General features: G+C 67.4%; 18 protein-coding genes. 9 read left to right on the top strand and 9 right to left on the bottom strand.

The window, feature by feature from the left end:
* The first annotated feature begins 23 nt into the window (after positions 1-23).
* On the top strand, positions 24-461 hold the full coding sequence (locus C7401_RS07560) for a winged helix-turn-helix domain-containing protein (RefSeq protein ID WP_372460471.1): 438 nt from the start codon (positions 24-26) through the stop codon (positions 459-461).
* 19 nt (positions 462-480) lie between these two features.
* Here C7401_RS07560 and C7401_RS07555 read toward each other — a convergent pair whose 3' ends face one another.
* Together C7401_RS07555 and C7401_RS07550 are read right to left on the bottom strand one after the other, a co-directional pair.
* A complete protein-coding gene (locus C7401_RS07555) occupies positions 481-1800 on the bottom strand; it encodes a DUF2325 domain-containing protein (protein ID WP_112170759.1) in 1320 nt (439 codons plus the stop codon).
* Between the two features lie 192 nt (positions 1801-1992).
* A complete protein-coding gene (locus C7401_RS07550) occupies positions 1993-2571 on the bottom strand; it encodes a hypothetical protein (protein WP_112170758.1) in 579 nt (192 codons plus the stop codon).
* A gap of 171 nt (positions 2572-2742) precedes the next feature.
* On the opposite strand from C7401_RS07550, the gene C7401_RS07545 reads away from it, so the two are divergent.
* From C7401_RS07545 to C7401_RS07525, 6 genes are all read left to right on the top strand, one after another.
* Positions 2743-4017 (top strand): MFS transporter, encoded by a 1275-nt coding sequence (locus tag C7401_RS07545; RefSeq protein WP_112171101.1) that lies wholly within the window; start codon positions 2743-2745, stop codon positions 4015-4017.
* A gap of 183 nt (positions 4018-4200) precedes the next feature.
* Positions 4201-4662, top strand: a complete 462-nt coding sequence (locus C7401_RS07540) for a zinc-finger-containing protein (protein ID WP_112170757.1) — start codon at positions 4201-4203, stop codon at positions 4660-4662.
* Between the two features lie 192 nt (positions 4663-4854).
* Positions 4855-5253, top strand: coding sequence for a hypothetical protein (locus tag C7401_RS07535; RefSeq protein WP_224043245.1), 399 nt, complete (start codon positions 4855-4857; stop codon positions 5251-5253).
* Positions 5254-6153: 900 nt separating this feature from the next.
* Positions 6154-6321 carry a hypothetical protein gene (locus tag C7401_RS44890; protein WP_181565523.1) on the top strand — a complete coding sequence of 56 codons (168 nt, stop codon included), beginning with the start codon at positions 6154-6156 and terminating at the stop codon, positions 6319-6321.
* A gap of 217 nt (positions 6322-6538) precedes the next feature.
* Complete coding sequence (locus tag C7401_RS07530; protein WP_112170755.1) at positions 6539-8287, top strand: ABC transporter permease; 1749 nt, start codon at positions 6539-6541, stop codon at positions 8285-8287.
* Between the two features lie 14 nt (positions 8288-8301).
* The gene (locus C7401_RS07525; RefSeq protein WP_112170754.1) at positions 8302-9636 is read left to right on the top strand and encodes an ABC transporter ATP-binding protein; all 1335 of its coding nucleotides are present in this window, start codon (positions 8302-8304) and stop codon (positions 9634-9636) included.
* 91 nt (positions 9637-9727) lie between these two features.
* Here the strand turns inward: C7401_RS07525 and C7401_RS07520 are convergent, their stop codons facing one another.
* Together C7401_RS07520 and C7401_RS07515 are read right to left on the bottom strand one after the other, a co-directional pair.
* Positions 9728-10189 (bottom strand): cupin domain-containing protein, encoded by a 462-nt coding sequence (locus C7401_RS07520; protein ID WP_112170753.1) that lies wholly within the window; start codon positions 10187-10189, stop codon positions 9728-9730.
* A 319-nt stretch (positions 10190-10508) separates the two neighbouring features.
* On the bottom strand, positions 10509-13301 hold the full coding sequence (locus C7401_RS07515; RefSeq protein WP_258396926.1) for a mechanosensitive ion channel family protein: 2793 nt from the start codon (positions 13299-13301) through the stop codon (positions 10509-10511).
* Positions 13302-13829: 528 nt separating this feature from the next.
* Here C7401_RS07515 and C7401_RS07510 point away from each other — a divergent pair.
* A complete protein-coding gene (locus tag C7401_RS07510) occupies positions 13830-15119 on the top strand; it encodes an MFS transporter (protein WP_112170752.1) in 1290 nt (429 codons plus the stop codon).
* On the opposite strand, the gene C7401_RS07505 is transcribed toward C7401_RS07510, so the two are convergent.
* Together C7401_RS07505 and C7401_RS07500 are read right to left on the bottom strand one after the other, a co-directional pair.
* Positions 15120-16124, bottom strand: a complete 1005-nt coding sequence (locus C7401_RS07505; protein ID WP_112170751.1) for a ketopantoate reductase family protein — start codon at positions 16122-16124, stop codon at positions 15120-15122.
* Between the two features lie 4 nt (positions 16125-16128).
* Positions 16129-16899, bottom strand: a complete 771-nt coding sequence (locus C7401_RS07500; RefSeq protein WP_112170750.1) for a class II aldolase/adducin family protein — start codon at positions 16897-16899, stop codon at positions 16129-16131.
* Positions 16900-17069: 170 nt separating this feature from the next.
* Between C7401_RS07500 and C7401_RS07495 the strand changes: the two genes are divergently transcribed.
* Complete coding sequence (locus C7401_RS07495) at positions 17070-17513, top strand: MarR family winged helix-turn-helix transcriptional regulator (RefSeq protein ID WP_112170749.1); 444 nt, start codon at positions 17070-17072, stop codon at positions 17511-17513.
* A 37-nt stretch (positions 17514-17550) separates the two neighbouring features.
* Here C7401_RS07495 and hpaI read toward each other — a convergent pair whose 3' ends face one another.
* Genes hpaI through C7401_RS07480 form a run of 3 tightly spaced genes read right to left on the bottom strand, consistent with a single transcriptional unit; the run spans position 17551 to position 19581 of the window.
* On the bottom strand, positions 17551-18333 hold the full coding sequence (gene hpaI, locus C7401_RS07490; RefSeq protein WP_112170748.1) for a 4-hydroxy-2-oxoheptanedioate aldolase: 783 nt from the start codon (positions 18331-18333) through the stop codon (positions 17551-17553).
* A gap of 17 nt (positions 18334-18350) precedes the next feature.
* A complete protein-coding gene (gene hpaH, locus C7401_RS07485) occupies positions 18351-19154 on the bottom strand; it encodes a 2-oxo-hept-4-ene-1,7-dioate hydratase (protein WP_112171099.1) in 804 nt (267 codons plus the stop codon).
* A gap of 25 nt (positions 19155-19179) precedes the next feature.
* Positions 19180-19581 (bottom strand): 5-carboxymethyl-2-hydroxymuconate Delta-isomerase, encoded by a 402-nt coding sequence (locus C7401_RS07480; protein WP_112170747.1) that lies wholly within the window; start codon positions 19579-19581, stop codon positions 19180-19182.
* Position 19582 lies beyond the last annotated feature (1 nt).

The following is a 19582-nucleotide window of genomic DNA, read 5'->3' as shown; positions in this document are numbered from 1 at the left end:
ATGCATCGTGTATGCTTGCGCGCATGACCCCACCCCCGAACGATCCCCAGCGCGCTGACGCGCCGGCGCCCACGCAGGCGCAAGAGTCTGGTCAGTCCGCTCAGCCCGCAACGGGCCGGCCGGATGTGCGCTTTCGCATGCGCATCATCCAGGACGGCACGATCGCGCTCGGACCCGGCAAGGTGTCGTTGCTGGAAGCGGTTCGCGAGCACGGTTCGATCTCGGCGGCGGCGCGCAGCATGAACATGTCGTACCGGCGCGCGTGGCTGCTGATGGACGAGCTCAACCGCGCGCTGGAGTCGCCGGCCATGGTGTCCGAGCACGGCGGCCAGAGTGGCGGCGGCAGCATGCTCACGCCGGTGGGTGAAGAGATCATTCGCCTTTATCGCAGCATCGAGACGCGCGCCGCAACGGTATGCGCGCCCGAGATCGAGGCGCTCGTCAAGCTCGTGAAGGCTTAGGGCGACGCAACGTGCGCCATTAACCGTGGCGCAGGCAGAAACGCGACACGGGCACGGCGGCAAGCGTGGGCGGCGCCTTCGTGTGCAGCCGCATCATCAGTTCGACAAAGCTCGCCAGACTCGCGGTACGCAACGGGTGCCAGGTCACCTGGTGCCGTTCGCACACGCGCTTGAGCGTGCTCATCGAATCATGGTCGATGCAGTCCACGGGGAACACCGCGAGATCCGCGCTGGCGAGCGCCGCCGCGAGCAAACCCTTGCGATCTTCCATGCCGCCGTCGTGCACGGTCAATTCGCCTCCCGCCGATTCCACCCAGCGTCGGAGCGCGTGATTCGATCCCGGCCGCCCGCCCACATAGACGATGCGGCGTCCCTTGAGCGCGTCCTGCGGGAGCGCGCGCGGGGCCTGCGCGTCGTCGTGGGCTTGCGTCGCGTGCTCCATGGCGTGGACTTCGGCGCGCAGGGCGTCGATCAGCGCGTGAGCTTCGTCGAGTTGCGCGCGCAGGGTGTGGAGCGTGGCGGCGTCGGCGTTCGCGCGTTGCTCGGCGGCTTCGCGGCGGCTCGTGTGCAGCGCGAGCCGGGCGTCGCGCGCCGCCAGCGCTTCCTGTAGCGCTTCCACCTGCGCGTGTTGCGGCGGCGCCTCGCGTTGCGCGGCGGCGTGCGCGCTCAAGCGCGCCGTTTGCGCTTCGAGCGCGTCGCGCTCGCGGCTCATCTCGTGCAGACGGGTCTGCTGGCGCTCGACCTTGGTCTGCAAGTCGGCGTTCTCGGCCTCCAGCGCCACGAGGCGGCGCAAGTCGGCGCGGTTGGCCGCGCCCACGAGGTGCGAAAGCATGTGCAACTCGCCAAATGCCGACTGGCGCACTTCCATGGTCGTGGCCGGATGCGTCATCAGCGCCCAGTAGGCGGGCGGAATGTCGCCGCTCGCGAGCGCCTCCTGCCAGAGCGAGAGTACGGCCTGCGCGTCGCGCGCGCCGGCGAAGCGGCGTAGCGCGCCCGCGTAGCGCGTGTCGAGTGCCTTTTGCAGCGCCTTGGCACCCGCGCCGCCCTCGATCGCGAGTTCGACGGCGGCATGGTGGATGTCGAGATCGCTCGCTTGCCGGGCATCGAGCGCCGTGTGTCTGGGGACCAGCTTGCGCAGTTCGTGCGTGCTCAGGCAGGTGCCGATGATCGAGCAATGCAGATGGGCGTCGAGTTCGGCAAGGCGCGTGCGTTGCCGTGCGCGGGTGAGCTCGGCTTGCGAGGGACCGCAGCAGTCGGCGCCCGGGAAGGCGCGCAGCGTGGTTTCTTGCGAGGCAGCGTTGCCCGGCGTGCGGGCGAGGCGGAACGGCGGTGCGTGCATGGGTAACCTCTGATCCGGTGCGGAACGCGGGGCTCTGCATGGGCGCGGGCGGCGCCTGTGCCTGAGCACTGACGGCCGCGCACCGACAGCGCAATATACCACGGAATATAACGAAGTCAGGGAGGCTGCCCCGGCAGCACTGGCGGCACAATTTGCGTGTTCCGCCGCCGTGCGAATCGGCGGCGGTGCGGCTCAGGCCGCGGGTTCGCGCACGAGCGCAGCCGCAACGGCGGTGGCTGCCTCGTTGCGTGATGTATGGCGCGCGTTGGCCGCGCTGGCTGCATTAGTCGCTGCAAGCGCGTTCGCGTGCTGCTCAAGCACATGCTCGACGCCCAGCCCGACAAACGACGCGTCGAGCCGATCCAGTTCGCTCACGGTGCGGCGCAGCGCTTCGGTGTCCAGACTGAGCGCGTCGCTGAAAAGCGCGTCGCGCGTCTTGTCGAGCCGGCGCGCGTCGCGAATCGCACGCTTGAGTTCGCGCTGGCGCGCAAAGCGAGCGAAGTCGCCGCGCCGCGAAAGGGCGGCGAGCAGCGGTTGCAGCGACACGCCGGCCTGCGCGGCTTGCACGGCTTGCGCGCCGCCGCCCTGCGCCAGCATGCGGTCGAAGCGCTCGATGCTGTTGCGCAAACGCCGGAACGCGTCGATCACGTCGCGGATCAGCTCCGCGCGCTCGTGACCGGACGCGGGGCGCAGCGTCGTGATCGAGGCCGCGAAGCCGTCCGCCAGGACATTCGATGTTGCCGCGCTAACGAGGCGCCGACTGCTCGCCAATCCCACTCTCCCGTATCGTGTTCGTTCGTTATATTCTATAGGATATAACGAAGCATGGCGGGCGCGCGCAAGCCGCGTCGCCGGGCCTGCCTGTGGCGCAGCGCCGCATGCACTAAAATTGCCGCTTTGCGCCGCCGCGCGCATCCGCTTTCCCGCTCATTTCCGCTGTTCATGACCACACCTTCCCCGGCCCCGGACGGCGCGTCCGAAGACCCGCCCAGTCTCTCGCACAATCGCGGCTTCCAGCGTTTCTACGGCGCGCGCGTACTGTCTTCGCTCGCGTTCCAGATGCTCGCCGTCGCTATGGGCTGGCACATCTACGCGCTCACGCACAGCGCATTCGCGCTCGGTCTCGTCGGCCTTGCGCAGTTCCTGCCGATGTTCCTGCTCACGCTCGTGGTGGGGCACGTGGCCGATCGGTACGACCGGCGGCGCATCGCGTCGGTGTGTCAGCTTGTCGAATGCGCCGCGGCGCTGACTTTTGCCGCCGGCACGCTGGGCGGCTGGCTGGGCGCGCCGCTCATTTACGCGCTTGCGGCCTGCATGGGCGCGGCGCGCGCGTTCGAGTCGCCCGCCATGTCGTCGCTGTTGCCAGGCGTCGTGCCGCGTCCGCAATTGCCGAACGCCACCGCCTGGTCGACTTCGGCGAACCAGACCGCGAACATCGTCGGCCCGGCGCTGGGCGGCCTGCTCTACGGGATCGGCGCGACGCCTGCCTATGCCGCCTGCACGCTCGCGTTCGCCTTGGCGGCCGCGCTCTCGGGCACGATCCCGATGCGCGCGAAGCCGCCCGCGCGCACGCCGGTCACGCTCGAATCGGTGTTTTCGGGCATCGCCTTCATCCGCTCGCAGCCCGTGATTCTCGGCGCGCTGTCGCTCGATCTCTTCGCCGTGCTGTTCGGCGGCGCAACGGCGTTGTTGCCCGTGTTCGCCCGCGACATCCTGCACGCGGGGCCGATCGCGCTCGGGCTCCTGCGCTCGGCCTCGGCCGCCGGCGCGCTGGCGGGCTCGATCTGGCTCGCGCACTTCCCGCTGCGGCGCCGGCCGGGCCTTGCGATGTTCGGCGGCGTGATCGTGTTCGGCTGCGCGACCATCGCCTTCGGGCTCTCGCACAACATCGTCGTGTCGCTCATCGCGCTGGCGGCGCTCGGCGCGTCGGACGTGGTGAGCGTGGTGGTGCGCACGTCGCTCGTGCAGTTGCGCACGCCCGACGAAACGCTCGGCCGCGTGAGCGCCGTGAACTCGCTCTTCATCGGCACGTCGAACCAGCTCGGCGAATTCGAGTCGGGCCTGACCGCCGGATGGTGGGGCGCGCAGCGCGCCGTGCTGGTGGGCGGCGTGGCGACCATCTGCGTCGCGCTGCTGTGGATGCGGCTCTTTCCGGCGCTGCGCGACACGCGCTCGCTGGAGCGCGAAGAGACGCGCGCCACCGCCAGCGCGAGCTAGTCGCGCAGCGCCTGCGGCACCCGGTCCCGGCCATGCCGCGGGCCGGTGTTTGCCGTTATTCTTTTGCGAAGTGTTGTGCAAAGCGATCCGGCGCAATCATTCGCAGTAATCGCAACAATTGCAGCATCCCTCATTCACCCTTCACGTCATGCCACCCTCGACCATTGCCCCACGGAGCGCCGCATGCGCGTAGGCCGTCCAGTCAAGGCGCTGCCGCAGCCGCTGTGCGACTACTGCGGTGCGAAAGCGGTGCTCGCGCGCTTCACCGATGAGGCCTACCCCTATCGCGACGATCACGGCCCGCTCTGGGTTTGCACGCCTTGCGAGGCGTGGATCGGCGTGCCCGCGCGCAGCACGCGCCACGTGCCGCTCGGCCGCCTCGCCAACGCCGCCCTGCGCGACGCCAAGAGCCGCTTGCACGACGCGCTCGAACCGCTCGTCGCCGCGAAAATGCGCCGCGACAAGGTGAACGCGTTCGAAGCGCGCGGCAAAGCGATCCGGTGGCTCGCGGGTGAACTGGGCTACGACTTGCCCAATCCGTCCATTCATCTCCTGACGCTCGAACAGTGCGAAGCGGCCATCCGCCATATCGAGGCGTTCATGGCCGCGCGGCGTGGCGAGGGCGAAGCACGCCAGGGCGATTGACGGGAGCCGCGCGGGCAATGCGCCCCGCATGGCTGTCACCGATCGTTACACTCGATTCGACGTTGCGCGCTTAACCTTCGGCGCGGCGTGCCGTTATTGCACGGAACAGAATCTAACGTGCCCGATTCCATGGCCAGGACGATCTCCTTTGCGCAGCACTCACAAGCCGGCCGCGCCCGTCGCAGCAAATCGATGTTGCTGCCGATACCGCACGCCGTCGCCAACGACCTCGCGCTGCAAGTGCATCTCGCGCTCGCCGCCCTGCGCCGTGGCGGCAGCGGCGATGACGCACGCGCCTTGCTTCATGCTCACGTGCTCGCGCAATCGATTGCGGAAGCCGGCTACGGCGCGTTCGAGCCCGAATCGGTACGCGCGGCGGATGCCGCGCTGATCGCCTGCTTCGAGCGCGGCAATACGGGCGGCGGCTGGCAACTCGACGACGCGGGCTTCGAGGCGCTCGCGCAACTCGTGACCGTGTACGACCGCCAGTTGCACAGCGCGCCGCTGTGGGCGCTCACCGAGGCGAGCGAACGCCTGGAGCGCATGGGCGCGGCGGACGTGAACGCGCGGGCGATACGCAAGAGCGCGTAATGCGTGCGTGGGGTGCAAAACCGGGGTCGAGGGCCGCGCCGGGTACGCGGATTGCGCTCCAAAGGGTTTCGGCAAGACAGGTTGAAACGCGCAGAGCGGCGGGCAGAACGCAGTACGATGAGAGTGTACGACCCCTCTTTACGAGGCGAGCCGGATCGACGCGAATGGCGAAAAGCGGGCGGCGATACGCGGTTCCGGGTGGCCTTGATTGATGATGTGCCCCCGTATTTCCGCAGCGCTTGCGCATGTCTGCCTCGACGCCGCCGGTCGGCGTTGTGGCGGCATTGGCACGAGATTTGACGCCGGGCGCGAATCGTGTTGACTTCGGATAGGTGGCGCGCCTAAAATTCGCCCGTCTTAACAAAAGGGGCTGACGCCTTGGACAGTAGCAGTAGTCGATCTTCGAACAGTTTCGCTGCCTGACCGGCAGGACGTCCGCGCTCCCTTTCTTTCAGCCGCCGTCTTGCCAGCCAGGCAGATGGTGCGCGTCCAGCAGTAAATCCTCGTGCACTCTTGAAAGCGTCGACCGACGCCGCAGCGACTTGAGCAGTTCAAGCGCCGCGGTTGGCCGACATCGCGCCGTACGCCGTCGTTTATTCGACGTGCGCTTGCGGCACGGTTCGTTCGTTTCGCCGTAACGGCGCGACGGGCGGATCGACACATGCGCCGCCTTGGGGCCGCAACGCGTTCGAGCCGCAAGCTCGACCGGGGCCGCCGGGTCAGCCGCCGTGACGATAAGGAGTTCCGATGTCTGACAGTGACAGTTATCCGTTATGCCGCTTCCTTTTGAATTGCACTGAGGAAAGCGGGCAGACGCGAATCGTCGCGCGCTGACTGCGCGTTACCGGGTCTGCTGGCTTTCCTTCCTAACGCGTCCCGCATGACGCCAGGAGATCCAGCATGAACTTCGGCCTTCTTTTGCCGCACCTGCCGCAATCGCAGCAACACCTCCATCCCGATGTGCTTGGCGCACGCGAGCGCGCGCCCACGCCCACCCCGCCCCCCTGCCGGGAATCGCAACTCGCCGCGCGCTGGCGAGACCTGCGATCGCGCGTGTTTCGGGTCTGAATCAGCCATGAAGTGACGATCCCCGCGCGTACGACCAGCCGGAACGGCCGGCCGTACGCGCCGCGCGAGGGTTTCGCGCAATAACCCAACGCCGGTGTTTCAACATGAACCAGTTCAACTACACATTGCGAACGATCCGCCGCGCAGCGCGCGCCTGCGTCGGCCTCGTCGCGTCCGCGCCTGTGTCCACGCCTGTTCTCGCCAACGGAGGCCGCTAATGGAGTTCGGCTTCAACCTGAACCGCACGGCCAACGCTTCGGCGTGGCGCGTGCTGCCCAATCGCTGGGATTTCGTGGCGTTCCCGCTCATGATCGGCCTGATCGCGATGGCGGCCGTGGGCTTTCACGAGACGATGGCGCCGATCGCCACGCTCAAGGCGCAGCCCATCTCGCTCGATCCGGCGAACCTGCCCGAGTACGCCATGCGCACCACGCTGCGCATGCTCGCGGCGATGGTGGCCTCGCTCATCTTTACGCTGGCGTACGGCACGCTCGCGGCAAAGAGCCGCCGCGCGGGCCAGGTGCTCGTGCCGATTCTCGACATCCTTCAGTCGGTGCCGGTGCTCGGCTACATCTCGTTCACGGTCACGTTCTTTCTCGCGCTGTTTCCGTCGCGCGTGCTGGGGGCCGAGCTTGCGGCGATCTTCGCGATCTTCACGAGCCAGGCCTGGAACATGACGTTCAGCTTCTACCAGTCGCTGCGCACGGTGCCGCGCGACCTGGATGAAGTCTCGCGCGGGTTCCACCTCACGGGCTGGCAGCGTTTCTGGAAGCTCGAAGTGCCGTTCTCGATGCCGGGCCTCATCTGGAACATGATGATGTCGATGTCGGGCGGATGGTTCTTCGTGGTGGCTTCCGAAGCGATCACGGTGGGCAACAACACGATCACGCTGCCGGGCGTCGGCGCGTATCTGGCCCAGGCGATCGCGGAAAAGAACCTGCACGCCGTGGGCTGGGTGATTCTCGCGATGGTGGTGGTGATTCTCGCCTACGACCAGTTCCTGTTCCGCCCGCTGGTGGCGTGGGCCGACAAGTTCCGCATGGAAAACACGAGCTCGGGCGACGCGCCCGAATCGTGGCTGCTCGACCTGATCCGCCGCACGCGCCTCATTCACCGCCTGCTCGTGCCGATGGGCTTCCTGCTCGCCACGCTCGCGCGCATTCCGTTGCGCGTGCAACTGCCGAAGTCGCTGCCCGTCGTCACCACGATCAGCAAGCGTTCGCGCGTGGGCGACATCGTGTGGGCCGTGTTCGTGATCGCGCTGACCGTGTTCGTGGTGTGGCGCGTGGTGGCCTACGTGCGCACGGGCGTGACGCTCGACGAAGTCGGGCACGTGTTCATGCTCGGCCTCATCACGCTCTTTCGCGTGATGCTGCTGATCGCCATCGCTTCCGTGATCTGGGTGCCGCTCGGCGTGCTGATCGGCCTGCGCCCCTCGCTTGCCGAGAAGGTTCAACCGCTCGCGCAGTTCCTGGCCGCCTTCCCGGCCAACCTGCTGTTCCCGGTGTTCGTGATCGTGATCGTGCGTTTTCACCTGAACCCTGACATCTGGCTCTCGCCGCTGATCGTGCTCGGCACGCAGTGGTACATCCTCTTCAACGTGATCGCGGGCGCGAGCGCGTATCCGAACGACTACAAGGAAGCGGCCACGAATTTCCGCATTCGCGGCTGGCAATGGTGGAAAAAGGCCATGCTGCCGGGCATTTTCCCGTACTACATCACCGGCGCCATTACGGCTTCGGGCGGCGCGTGGAACGCGAGCATCGTTTCCGAGTTCGTGCAGTGGGGCGACACCAAGGTCGTCGCGCACGGCCTCGGCTCGTACATTGCAGAGACGACGGCCGCCGGCGACTTCCCCAAGATCATCCTGGGCATCGCGATGATGTCCCTGTTCGTTACGCTGTTCAACCGCGTGCTCTGGCGTCCGCTGTACACCTACGCCGAGTCCCGGCTGCGCCTCGATTGAGATGGAGTGACATCATGCTGAATCCGAAAATCGTCTCATCCGACTTGCTGCCTATGCGCCCCGTTCCCGGTCAGGAAGTGCTTGCCGTCAAGCACGTTTCGCGCGGTTTCGCGAAGAAAGAGGACGAGCGCCTCGTGCTCGACGACGTGAACCTCTCGCTGCGCGAAGGCGAGATCGTCGGCTTGCTCGGCCGTTCCGGCTCGGGCAAGTCCACGCTGCTGCGCATCATCTCGGGCCTCATCGAGCCGACCGAAGGCGAGGTGAACTGGCTCGGCAAGCCGCTCGAAGGGCCGGCCGAAGGCGTCTCGATGGTGTTCCAGACCTTCGCGCTGTTTCCGTGGCTCACGGTGCTGCAAAACGTGGAAGCGGGCCTCGAAGCGCAGGGCGTGGGCGCGCGCGCGCGCCGCGAACGCGCGCTGGCGGCGATCGACCTGATTGGTCTGGACGGCTTCGAAAACGCCTACCCGCGCGAGCTTTCCGGCGGCATGCGCCAGCGCGTGGGTTTCGCACGCGCGCTTGTGGTCGACCCCACGCTGCTGCTCATGGACGAGCCGTTCTCGGCGCTCGACGTGCTGACCGCCGAAACGCTGCGTACCGACCTGCTCGATCTGTGGACGCAAGGCCGCCTGCCGATCAAGTCGGTGCTGATCGTCACGCACAACATCGAGGAAGCCGTGTTCATGTGCGACCGCATCCTCGTGCTCTCGTCGAATCCGGGGCGCGTGTCGGCCGAGATCAAGGTGCCGTTCAAGCATCCGCGCAACCGTCTCGACCCGGTCTTCCGCAAGCTCGTGGACGACATCTACGCGAAGATGACCGCGCGCGAAGCCGCCGAGGCCACGCATCGCCGCCTCGAAGTGGGCAGCCGCTTGCCCGATGTGTCGACCAACATCATGGCCGGCCTGATCGAGACGCTGGCGGCCGCGCCGTATCACGGCCGCGCGGACATGCCGGAAATCGCGCGCTCGCTGCATCTGGAAGTGGACGACCTGTTCCCGATCGTGGAAATGCTCCAGCAGCTCGGTTTCGCCGACGTGCGCGAAGGCGACGTGCTGCTCACGCCGCCCGCGCGCGTGTTTGCCGAGATGGGCACGCAGGCGCGCAAGCTCATGTTCGCCGATCACCTGCTGCGCAACGTGCCGCTCGCGGCGCGCATCAAGAAGGTGCTCGACGAGCGGCCGGGCCATCGCGCGCCGCGCGTGCGTTTCGAGCAGGAACTCGAAGACGTGCTCTCCGATGTCGCCGCGGAAGAAACGCTCGACACCGTGGTCGAGTGGGCCCGTTATGGCGAGGTGTTTTCGTATAACGACCAGACCGAGATTTTCAGTCTGGAAGACGTCGAGGCATAAGGCCGCGAGTCGAATAGAGCAGTGCGCAAACCGGACGACCAGGTCGTCCGGTTTTTTTTTGTGCCGTTCTTTCGCGAAGGCCGATACGCGCTCATGAAGCGGCGTACGGTGTGCCGTCCTTGTGCAGAAACCGGCCGTCGCGGCTCGGGCTCATCATATCGACGTCGGAGCAGGTGATGACGTCGGCCGGAGAGCGCGAGCCGACTTCGAGATAAACGGCGACTCGACCGGACTGGTTGATCATGTGATGCCCGTTGCCGGTGTGCTTCGCAAATGCGGCACAGTCCCCCGCACGCAGCACGGTTTCGCCATCGTCTTCGATGAGGGTCAACTCGCCCTCGAGGACGTAGACGAACTCGTCTTCGTCCGAATGCCAGTGACGTTGGCTCGACCAGTTTCCCGGCGGCAAGCGCATGAGATTGACGCCGAAGTCGCGCAGGCCGCCCGCATCGCCAAGGCGCTGACGTATGCGTTCGGCGCACGGGGCGGCGAAGGGCGCGGGATAGCCGGTGCCTTTGCGCTCGGGCACGTTGGCAACGTCGATCTTGGGCATGGGGGACTCTCCAGTTCTCCGAAGGCAATGCGAACGGTGTCGACAAACTTCTTGCTGGGCTTCTGGCCGTGTAGCCGCTGTGACGCCGGAGCGCGCCAAAGGTGCAAAGGTGAGCTTCTCCGGGGGGCGTATGCAGCATCTGCGGCGCACCCTGCATGCCTCACGCAGGCCATTGATTCGACAGGGAACTTTACTCCGCCTGCGGCGCGCCGCAACGCCGCCGGCCGCGCATGGGTGAGCTTTTTCGGGAGATGCGCCGCGTGCGGCGAAGGGTGAGGCCGGTGCGCAAGCGCCGCGCACCGGTCGTTGGGTCAACTCATCAATTCGGCTTGCCGCCGGACGAACCGTGCCCGTCGCCTGAGGCGCCGCTGCGTCCGTTGCGCGGCTTGGCGCCTCGCGATTGCGCCCGCGCGCGATCATCGCCGCTTGCGCCTTCGTCGCGATTGTCCTGATCGTTGCGCTCATCGAAGTCGTCGCCGTATGTCCGGCCTTCGACATCGTCGCCGCGCGCCATGCCCACGAGAAAATTGCGCTGCGGGTTCGCGAGTTCGATGCCGCGCTCCGTGAAGCGCAGCAGCACGCGCCGGTTGAACTCGCGTTGCACGCCCCAGCGCGCCGAGTCCTTGCACTGGATCTGGCCGACGAGCGTCACGCTCGCGCCATCCACCTGATCGACGCCCCAGTAGGCGAAGTCGCTGAGAATGCCGTTCTTGTACGCGTCCTCGCCGCGAATCTCCGCGCCGATTTCCTTGAGCGTGTCGATGGCGCGTTGCAGATCGGAGCCGTGCGCGATCTGCACCTTGACCGCCGCATTGCCGATGCCGCGATTCGTGTTGTTCACGGTCGTCACCGAACTGAACGGCACGGTGTAGAGCGAGCCATCGCCGCCGCGCAGCCGCACGGTGCGGATCGAGAGAAATTCGACCGTGCCCGAGACGCCCGCCACCGTCACCCAGTCGCCCACCTGCATGGCGTTTTCGGTGAGCAGGAAGATGCCCGTGATGAAGTCCTGTACGAGCTTTTGCGAGCCGAAGCCGAGCGCCACGCCGAAGATACTCGCGCCCGCGATAAGCGGCGCGGTGTTCACGCCGAGCTGCGAGAGCGCGGTGAGCCCGACCACCACGAGAATCGCAACGAGCAGCGTGGTGCGGAACATCGGCAAGAGCGTGCGCAGGCGCGCGGCGCGCACGAAGTCGCCCGCGTCGGTCCAGGCGTGCAGCCGCCGCTCGGCCGCGCCGTTCGCGAACTCCCAGATCGCAACGGCCGTGACGATGGCAATGGCGATGGTGAGCAGCGCCGAGCCGAGCAGGTGCCCGATGGGCGCGAACGCGAGAATGCGCGCGGGCCGCAGGCCCCAGATGTGCAGCAGCAGATCCAGCGTCACGATCCACAGCGCCGCGACCACGATGCGCCGCAGCGCGGGGTAATAGCGGTACGCGCGGCGCTGGCCGAAGCTCATGTTCTGCTGGTCTTCGCGCAAACCGAAGACGCGGCTGAGCGCGCCGAGCAGCACGATCGCGCTCACGCGCGCGGCGAGCAGCACGACGAGCGAGAGGCCGCCCGCGCGCACGAGTTCGCCATAGCCGCCGCGCAGGTCGAGCGCCCAGACGAACCACAGCGCGATCACGACGAAGAGCGCCACGCCAACCCAGATGTCGGCGAACCATTGCATGAACCACGCGTAGGTGCCGTGCCGCGCGGCCGCCTTGCGCATGGCGTCGGCCACGGGGCGGCGCAGTTGCAGGATCATCACGACGAGCGCGAGATGGCCGATCAGCGTGACGACCTTCACGAGCGCGAGATGCGCGTCCTCGGTCATGCCGAGCGGCACCGCGCAGCCAATCGCACCGCCCACGCCGCCGATCACGACGATGCGCACGAGCCAGCGCTGCGCGTAGGCGGCCCAGTCGTCGGCGAGCGGCACGAGTCGCAGGGCCGCGGCGTCGGGCGCGAACAGCAGCTTGCCGAACATCACGAGGACACGGCAGATCACATAGGTGTCGACGATATGGCCGACGGCGTCGGCGGGCGCCGCGTCGTCGGGGCCGAAGAGCGAGAGCACGCCCGCCGCGCACAGGCCGAACGCGATCACGGGCACGACTTCGAGCAGCATCACCAGCAGGGCGCCCGGCAGGCGCTGTAGCAGGCGCCAGTGATGCGCGCCGCGCAGCGCGTGATAGGCCTCTTTCGCGCGCTCGGCGGGGCTTTTGGGCGAGGCGTCGGCGTCGTCGCGCGCCTGGGCGGCGGTGAGCGTGGCGCGCGCCGTGGCGTTGGCTTGCGCATTCGCGTTGGGACCGGCATTGGGGTCGCCGTCCGCCTTGGCTTTGCCGTCGGCGGGCTCCATGCCGGCGGCTTCGCGCAGGGCGTCCTGCTCGGCATCGGCTTTGGCGTCGGCTTTGGCGTCGGCTGCCAGGGCTGCGCTCGTGCCGGTGGCTTCGGGCGTTTGCGGCTGCGGCGCGGGCTCGCTGGCGCGTGGCGGGTTTTCGTCCTCTTCGCGTTGCTTCGCGGCCTGATGTGCGGCAATGGCGCGCTCCGGCGCGGCGATGGCGCGGCGCAACAGCGTTGCGATGGCGAGCGCGGGCACGAGCGTGAGCACCAGCACGCGCAGGAGGCTCAGCAGCATCGCATGGCCCTGCGGCGTGTTCAGATGGTCGTGCCACCACGCGCGCGTGGACCAGAGGCCGAGCAGCGTGGAGACCGTATGGTTCAGATGCTGGCCGACCATGCGCGCGCCGTGCGCGGCGTGGTCGGCGATCTGCACGACAAGGCCGTTGGAGCGCAGCGCGCCCGCGAGCGGCGCGGAAGCCGGCGTGGCGGTCGCCGCGCTCGATGCGGCGGGCGCGCTTGCCGGCGCGGCGGCCGAGGCGGGGGGCGCGGGTGTAGCGAGCGCGCCGGCGGCGGCGATGGCGCGCAGCGTGTCTTCCATATGGCCGCGCTGAACCGGGTCGTCGAGAACCTGGAGGGCCGCTTGCGCTTGGGTGGGCGTGAGCGCCACGGGTGCGACGGGGCTGCTCGCGGGCGTGTCAGGCGCGGGCGTGGCGGCCGGTGTGGCCGCCTGAGCGCCCGTCGCGCCGAAGGCGAGCGCGAGCGTGATGGAGAGAGCGGCGATCACGGCGATCGCGCCGGACGGAGCAAATTTGCGCGAAATGCGCGCGGACCGAAAGGCGAAAGAAAGCGACATCCTTGTCATGGGCTTACGGGTCGCGGCAGCGACGACCCTTCTGTGGCAGCGGAGTGAAAAGACAGCAGGACGAAACGCGCGGTTGGGAACGCGCTGGCGTGGCGCAAACGCTGCCGCCGCCCGATTCGTCGGAACGTTCGACGCGCTGCCGCAATTTTTGTGCCCCGGCGGGGCCACATGGCGTTTGCGGTACCGCAAACGATGCGGCGCGCGAAACGTGAGAGCTGGCTATGCCGGGAAGTATGCCTCTTTTGGCGCGCGGGCGCGGTTGGCCGCGCACGGCGCGCGCCGATAAACGGGGACATGTTATGGGCGGCAGCAACCATCTATCGCGCGTCGGGACGTCGATGCATGCCGCGCGGCCTACGCGGGTTTTGATCAGTGGCGCGCGCGAGCCCGCGAATGCTACCGTTGCACGATCCACCATCCAGGCCCGCCAGAGGCCGACGAGGAGAGCCCATGAACAGCGTCAGCATGACCGGAGTGCGGAAGGGCAAACTGAGCCGCACGCAGTTGATCGTCGCGGCGACCATCGGCAATGCGCTCGAATTCTTCGATTTCACCGTCTACAGCTTCTTCGCGCTGACCATCGGCAAGCTGTTCTTTCCCACCATGTCGAGCTACGGGCAGTTGCTGGCCTCGGTGGCGACCTTTGGCGTGGGCTTCGTGATGCGGCCGCTGGGCGGCGTCGTGATCGGCGCCTACGCCGATCGCGCCGGACGCAAGCCCGCCATGACGCTCACCATCTTCATGATGGCGCTGGGCTGCTTGCTGATCGGCCTCGCGCCCACCTACGCGCAGATCGGTGTGGCCGCACCTGTGCTGATCGTGTGTGCGCGGCTGCTGCAAGGCTTTTCGGCGGGCGGCGAAGTGGGCGCTTCCACCACGCTGCTGATCGAAGCGGGAACGCCCGCCAATCGCGGATTGCTCGGTAGCTGGCAGTTCGCGAGCCAGGGGCTGGGCGTTTCGCTGGGCGCGCTAATGGCCGGACTCCTCACCACTTTCCTCGCGGCCGACACACTGCTCGCCTGGGGCTGGCGCGTGCCGTTCCTCATGGGCGTGGCGATCGCGCCGCTCGGCATGTGGATTCGCCGGCGTCTGGACGAACAGGCGCCCGAGCACGCGAGCGCCGTGCGCATGCCCGTGTTCGCCGTGCTGCGCGACTACTGGCGGCGCGCCGCGCTCGGCATTCTGCTCACGATCGGTTCCACGGTCACGGCCTACGTCGTGACGTTCTATATGCCGACTTATGCGATTCACGAACTGAAGGTGCCCGCGCCCACGGCCCTGCTGGCGGGGCTCGTTTCCGGCGTCGTGACGTTCGTGGTCGCGCCGATCTCGGGGCTGCTGTGCGATCGCTTCAGCCGCCGCACGCTGATCTTCTGGCCGCGCGTGGGCGTGCTGCTGCTGATCTATCCGGCGTTTCTCTGGCTCGCGAGCGGGCCGGACGCCGCGCGTCTGCTGATTACCGTGGGCGGCCTGAGCGTGCTGCTCGGGCTTCAGGCCGCGCCGTCCATCACGATGCTGCCGGAGATGTTCCCGCGTGCCGTGCGCGCGACGGGCATGGCGATCGTCTATAGCATCGGCGTGGCGATTTTCGGCGGCTTCGCGCAGACCATCGCCACGTGGCTCGTCAAGAGCACCGGCAATCTGCTCTCGCCCGCGTGGTACGTGATGGCGTGCGTGGCGCTCTCGTGCCTTGCGCTGCCGTTCATTCGCGACCTCACGGGCAAGCCGCTCGAAGACTGATCACACGCGCGCGTTGCGCGCGGCTTCGAGATTCGCGTCGAGCTGGCGGGCGAGGCCATAGAGCATGCCGAGCGACGGCGCATCGACGCCCGCGCGCTGCGCCAGTTCGTACGGCGCGCCGAGCAGCGCCTCGACTTCGAGCGTGCGTCCCGCTTCCACGTCCTGGAGCATCGAGGTCTTGAACGCGCCCAGCTTGCGCGTGATGGCGCTGCGCTCCTCGATGGTCATGGCGATGGGAATGCCGAGCGCCGCGCCGATCGCGCGCGCTTCGACCATGATCGTGCTCACGAGCTGCGCCGTGAGCGGGTCGTCGAGAATGACGTCGGCGGTCGAACGCGTGAGCGCGCTGATGGGGTTCATCGTCATGTTGCCCCAGAGCTTCGCCCAGATGTCGGCCTGAATGGACGCGGCGGCCGCGACTTCGAAGCCCGCGCGCGTAAGCAGCTCGCGCGCCTCTTGCGCGCGTGCGGCCATGGGCGCCGAGCCCTCGCCGACGATCAGATGATTGCCGTTGCCCTTGCGGATCACGCCAGGCCCCGCAATGGACGACGAAAGATGCACCACGCAACCGGAAGCCTGCGCGGGCGGCAACGCCGCCGACACGACGCCGCCGGGATCGACCGCTTCGAGCCGCCCGTTCGCGTTGGCGCCGCCAAAGCCGTGAAGAAACCACCAGGGCACGCCGTTCATGGCCGAGACGATATGCGTGTGCGGCCCGATGAGCGGCGCGAGCGAGGCGGCGGCCTGCACGAGCGCCTGGCCCTTCAGGCAGACGAACACGATGTCCTGCGCGCCGAGCGACGCGGCGTCGTGGGTGGCGTGCACGGCTTGCGTGTAGCGCGTGTCGCCTTCGACGATCGTGAGGCCGTCGCGGCGGATCGCTTCCAGATGCGCGCCGCGCGCGAGCAGACTTACCGCAATGCCCGCGCGCGCCAGGCGCGCGGCGATGAGGCCGCCGATCGCGCCGCCGCCGACGACGGCGATCTTTTGATTCGGGTTAGTCAAACCGTTACTCCTGATAAGAAGGGTCGATGCGCGTCACGCGCCGGATCAGCGCGTCGAGCACGTTCTGGCCCGCGCCGTGCTCGGGCGAGAACTGTAGCGCGTCGCGCGTGGCGCGCTCGGTAATGTCGGGCGCGATGGGCAGCGTCTGGCCGCGCATCGAGTCGGTCACGACCTGCACTTCGCAGGCGCGATTGAGCGTCCACAGCAGCGCGAATGCGTGCGCGAGGCTCACGCCATGCGAGAGCAGCCCGTGATTGCGCAGGATAAGCAGGCGCTTGTCGCCCATCGACTTCAGGATGCGCGATTTTTCTTCCGAGTGCACGGTGATGCCCTCGAAGTCGTGATATGCCACCATGTCGTGCAACTGCGCCGAATAGAAGTTCGTGTACGCGAGACCGCCCTCCATGCACGCCACCGCGAGGCCCGCCGTGGTGTGCGTGTGCATCACGCAGTGGGCGTCTTCCACGTTCTCATGGATCGCGCTGTGAATCACGAAGCCGGCGGGATTGATCGGGTACTCGCTCGGGCTCAGCACATTGCCTTCGAGATCGATCTTGACGAGATTCGACGCCTTGATTTCGTCATAGGTGAGCCCGAACGGATTGATGAGGAAATGCTTGTGCGGCCCGGGTACGCGCAGCGTAATGTGATTGAAGATGAGTTCGGTCCAGCCCATCAGATGAAACACGCGATACACGCCCGCAAGTTGCACGCGCGCTTCCCATTCCGTGGCGTCGCACCACTCGGGGCGGGCGCGCTGGATGTTTTCATTCATGAAAGTCTCCTCCTTTTTCAGGCTCTGATCACGCCGATCCTACGCGCAAATAAATGCGTGTGCAAGCATCAAATTTTCCATGAAACGCTTGCGGAAAAGGGTTCGCGGCGATGCTATGCTAACGGCAGGGACGCGCTTTTGCGGCCGCGGAAAACCAGGCGGGAAGACGAATGACGGGGAAGTACAACATCGAAGAGCTGTTCACGTACCGGCTGCATGTGCTCAAGAAGCAGACCGACCGCACGATGAACGACGCGTTCGAGGCGGCGCTTTCGCTGTCGCTCACGGAGGCGCGCCTGCTGCTGAGCGTGGGCGCGTTCGGGCCGTTGTCGGTGTCGGATCTCGGGCGCGTGTCGAACCTCGACCGCAGCCAGGCGAGCCGCGCCACCGACGTGCTGGAGCGCAAGGGCCTGCTCGCCAAAACCTCGAACGAAGCAGACGCGCGCGGCGTGCTCGTGGCGCTCACGACGCAAGGGCGCAGCACGTACCGGCGCGCCTCGACGATTTCGAAGGCTACGAACGAGGCGATTCTCGCCACGCTCAGCGAGCACGAGCGCGAGGTGCTGACGAGCGTGCTGGCCAGGCTCGTGGCAAGCGGCAAAGAGAGCGAATAAGCCGAACGCCGCGCGTGCGGCGTTGGCAAGCAGGGTGTCAGCCTTGCGCCGCAGGCTGGCGGAACTTCGCGGCAAGCTCGCTCGCGCTGCGTGCCAGCAGCGAGACGTCGCTCCCCACGGCAACGAACGTCGCGCCCGCTTCGAGATAGTCGTTCGCAATCGCCGGATCGGGCGCGAGCACGCCCGCGCCCTTGCCTTGCGCGCGCACGGCGCGTATGCCCTTGCAGATCGCTTCGCGCACCGGCGTCGAACCGGGCTGGCCGAGCAAGCCCATCGAAGCGCTCAAGTCCGCCGGGCCGAAGAATACGCCGTCCACGCCTTCCACCGCGGCGATCTCGTCGAGCTGCGCGAGCGCGCTCGCGGTTTCCACCTGCACCAGCACGCACAATTGTTCGGCGGCGTGATGCAGATAATCGGGCGAACCGTTCCAGCGCGAGGCACGCGCGAGCGCGCTGCCAACGCCGCGCACGCCGTGCGGCGGGTAGCGCGTGGCGGCCACGGCGGCGCGCGCCTCGTCAGCGTTCTCGATCATCGGCACGAGCAGCGTTTGCGTGCCGATGTCGAGCAACTGTTTGATGATCGCGGCGTCGTTGCGCACGGGCCGCACGATCGGGTGCGTGGCATAAGGCGCGACGGCCTGTAATTGCGCGAGCGTGCTGCGCAAGTCGTTGGGCGCGTGTTCGCCGTCGATCAGCAGCCAGTCGAAGCCCGTGGTCGCGAGCAATTCGCTCACATACGAGTCGGCCAGCGCGGCCCACAGGCCGATTTGCGGGCGGCCTTGCGCGAGCGCGTGTTTGAACGGGTTGGCAGGTGCGGTCATGCGTTCTGGAATCCTGATCAGATGAAATTGAAGCCGATGCCGCCCAGCGGGCCGTAATCGGCGTGGAACGTGTCGCCTGCGCGAGCGGCAATCGGGGCCGTGAACGAGCCGCTCAGGATCACGTCGCCGGCTTCGAGGCGCTCGTCGTGGCGCGCGATCTTGTTGGCGAGCCAGGCCACGCCCGTGGCCGGATGATTGAGCACGGCGGCGGCAAGGCCGCTTTCCTCCACGGCGCCGTTCTTGTAGAGCAGCGCGCCCACCCAGCGCAGATCCACGTCGAGCGGCTTCACGGGGCGGCCGCCCAGCACCACGCCCGCGTTGGCGGCGAAGTCGGAGATCGTGTCGAACACCTTGCGCGGCGCTTTGGTTTCGCGGTCGAACTGCTCGATGCGCGCGTCGATGATCTCGATGGCGGGCGTCACATAAGCGGTGGCGTCGAGCACGTCGAACAGCGTGACGTCGGGTCCTTGCAGCGGGCGGTTCAGCACGAACGCCAGCTCCACTTCCACGCGCGGCGCGATGAAGCGGTCGGCGCGTATGTCGCCGCCGGCAGGAATGAACATGCTGTCGAGCAGCGGCGCGTAGTCGGGTTCGTCGATCTGCGAGGAACGCTGCATGGCGCGCGAGGTGAGGCCGATCTTGCGGCCCTTGATCGTGTGGCCCGCCGCGAGCTTGAGCTTGACCCATTCGCGCTGGATCGCATAGCCGTCGTCGATCGTCATCTCGGGATGCGCGCGAGAAAAGTGGCGCAACTGCGTGCGCGTGCGTTCCGCTTCGTCGAGCTGCGCGGCCAGCTCGCGGATGGTTTGCTGATCTAGCATCATGAATTCCATTGCGAGCCGGCGCTCACGTTTTGAGCCTGGCGTGCAGGTTGTTGTGCTTCCATGCGCCTTCCTCGCTGAACTCGACGATTTCGAGCGAGAGCGCGAGGCCGTGCGTGGCGAAGGCCTGGGCGAAGTGCTGCTTGATCGCTTCGAAAAGCGCGTCGCCTGTCGCCTTGCGCACGGCCTGCGAGCGGCCCGCGCCGATCTTCAGGCAGCCGTGCAGGAAGGCGTTTTCCGGGTTGCCGTCGGCCACGAAGAACTGCTCGCAGCGCAGCGCGCGCGTGCGAATGCCGCCGCGCGGGTAGACGCGCGCGCCGCTGTCGTCGCGCTGCGCGTCGAGCACGTGCGCGAGCGTTTCGCAAAGCTGGCCGATGCTGTTCGTATCCGCGAGATTCGCGCTGTATTCGAGGGTGAGATGGGGCATG

This window comes from Paraburkholderia unamae, assembly GCF_003268775.1.
In the GTDB taxonomy this organism is placed as follows: Bacteria; Pseudomonadota; Gammaproteobacteria; order Burkholderiales; family Burkholderiaceae; genus Paraburkholderia; species Paraburkholderia unamae.
This window is presented reverse-complemented; position numbering and strand designations above follow the sequence as displayed.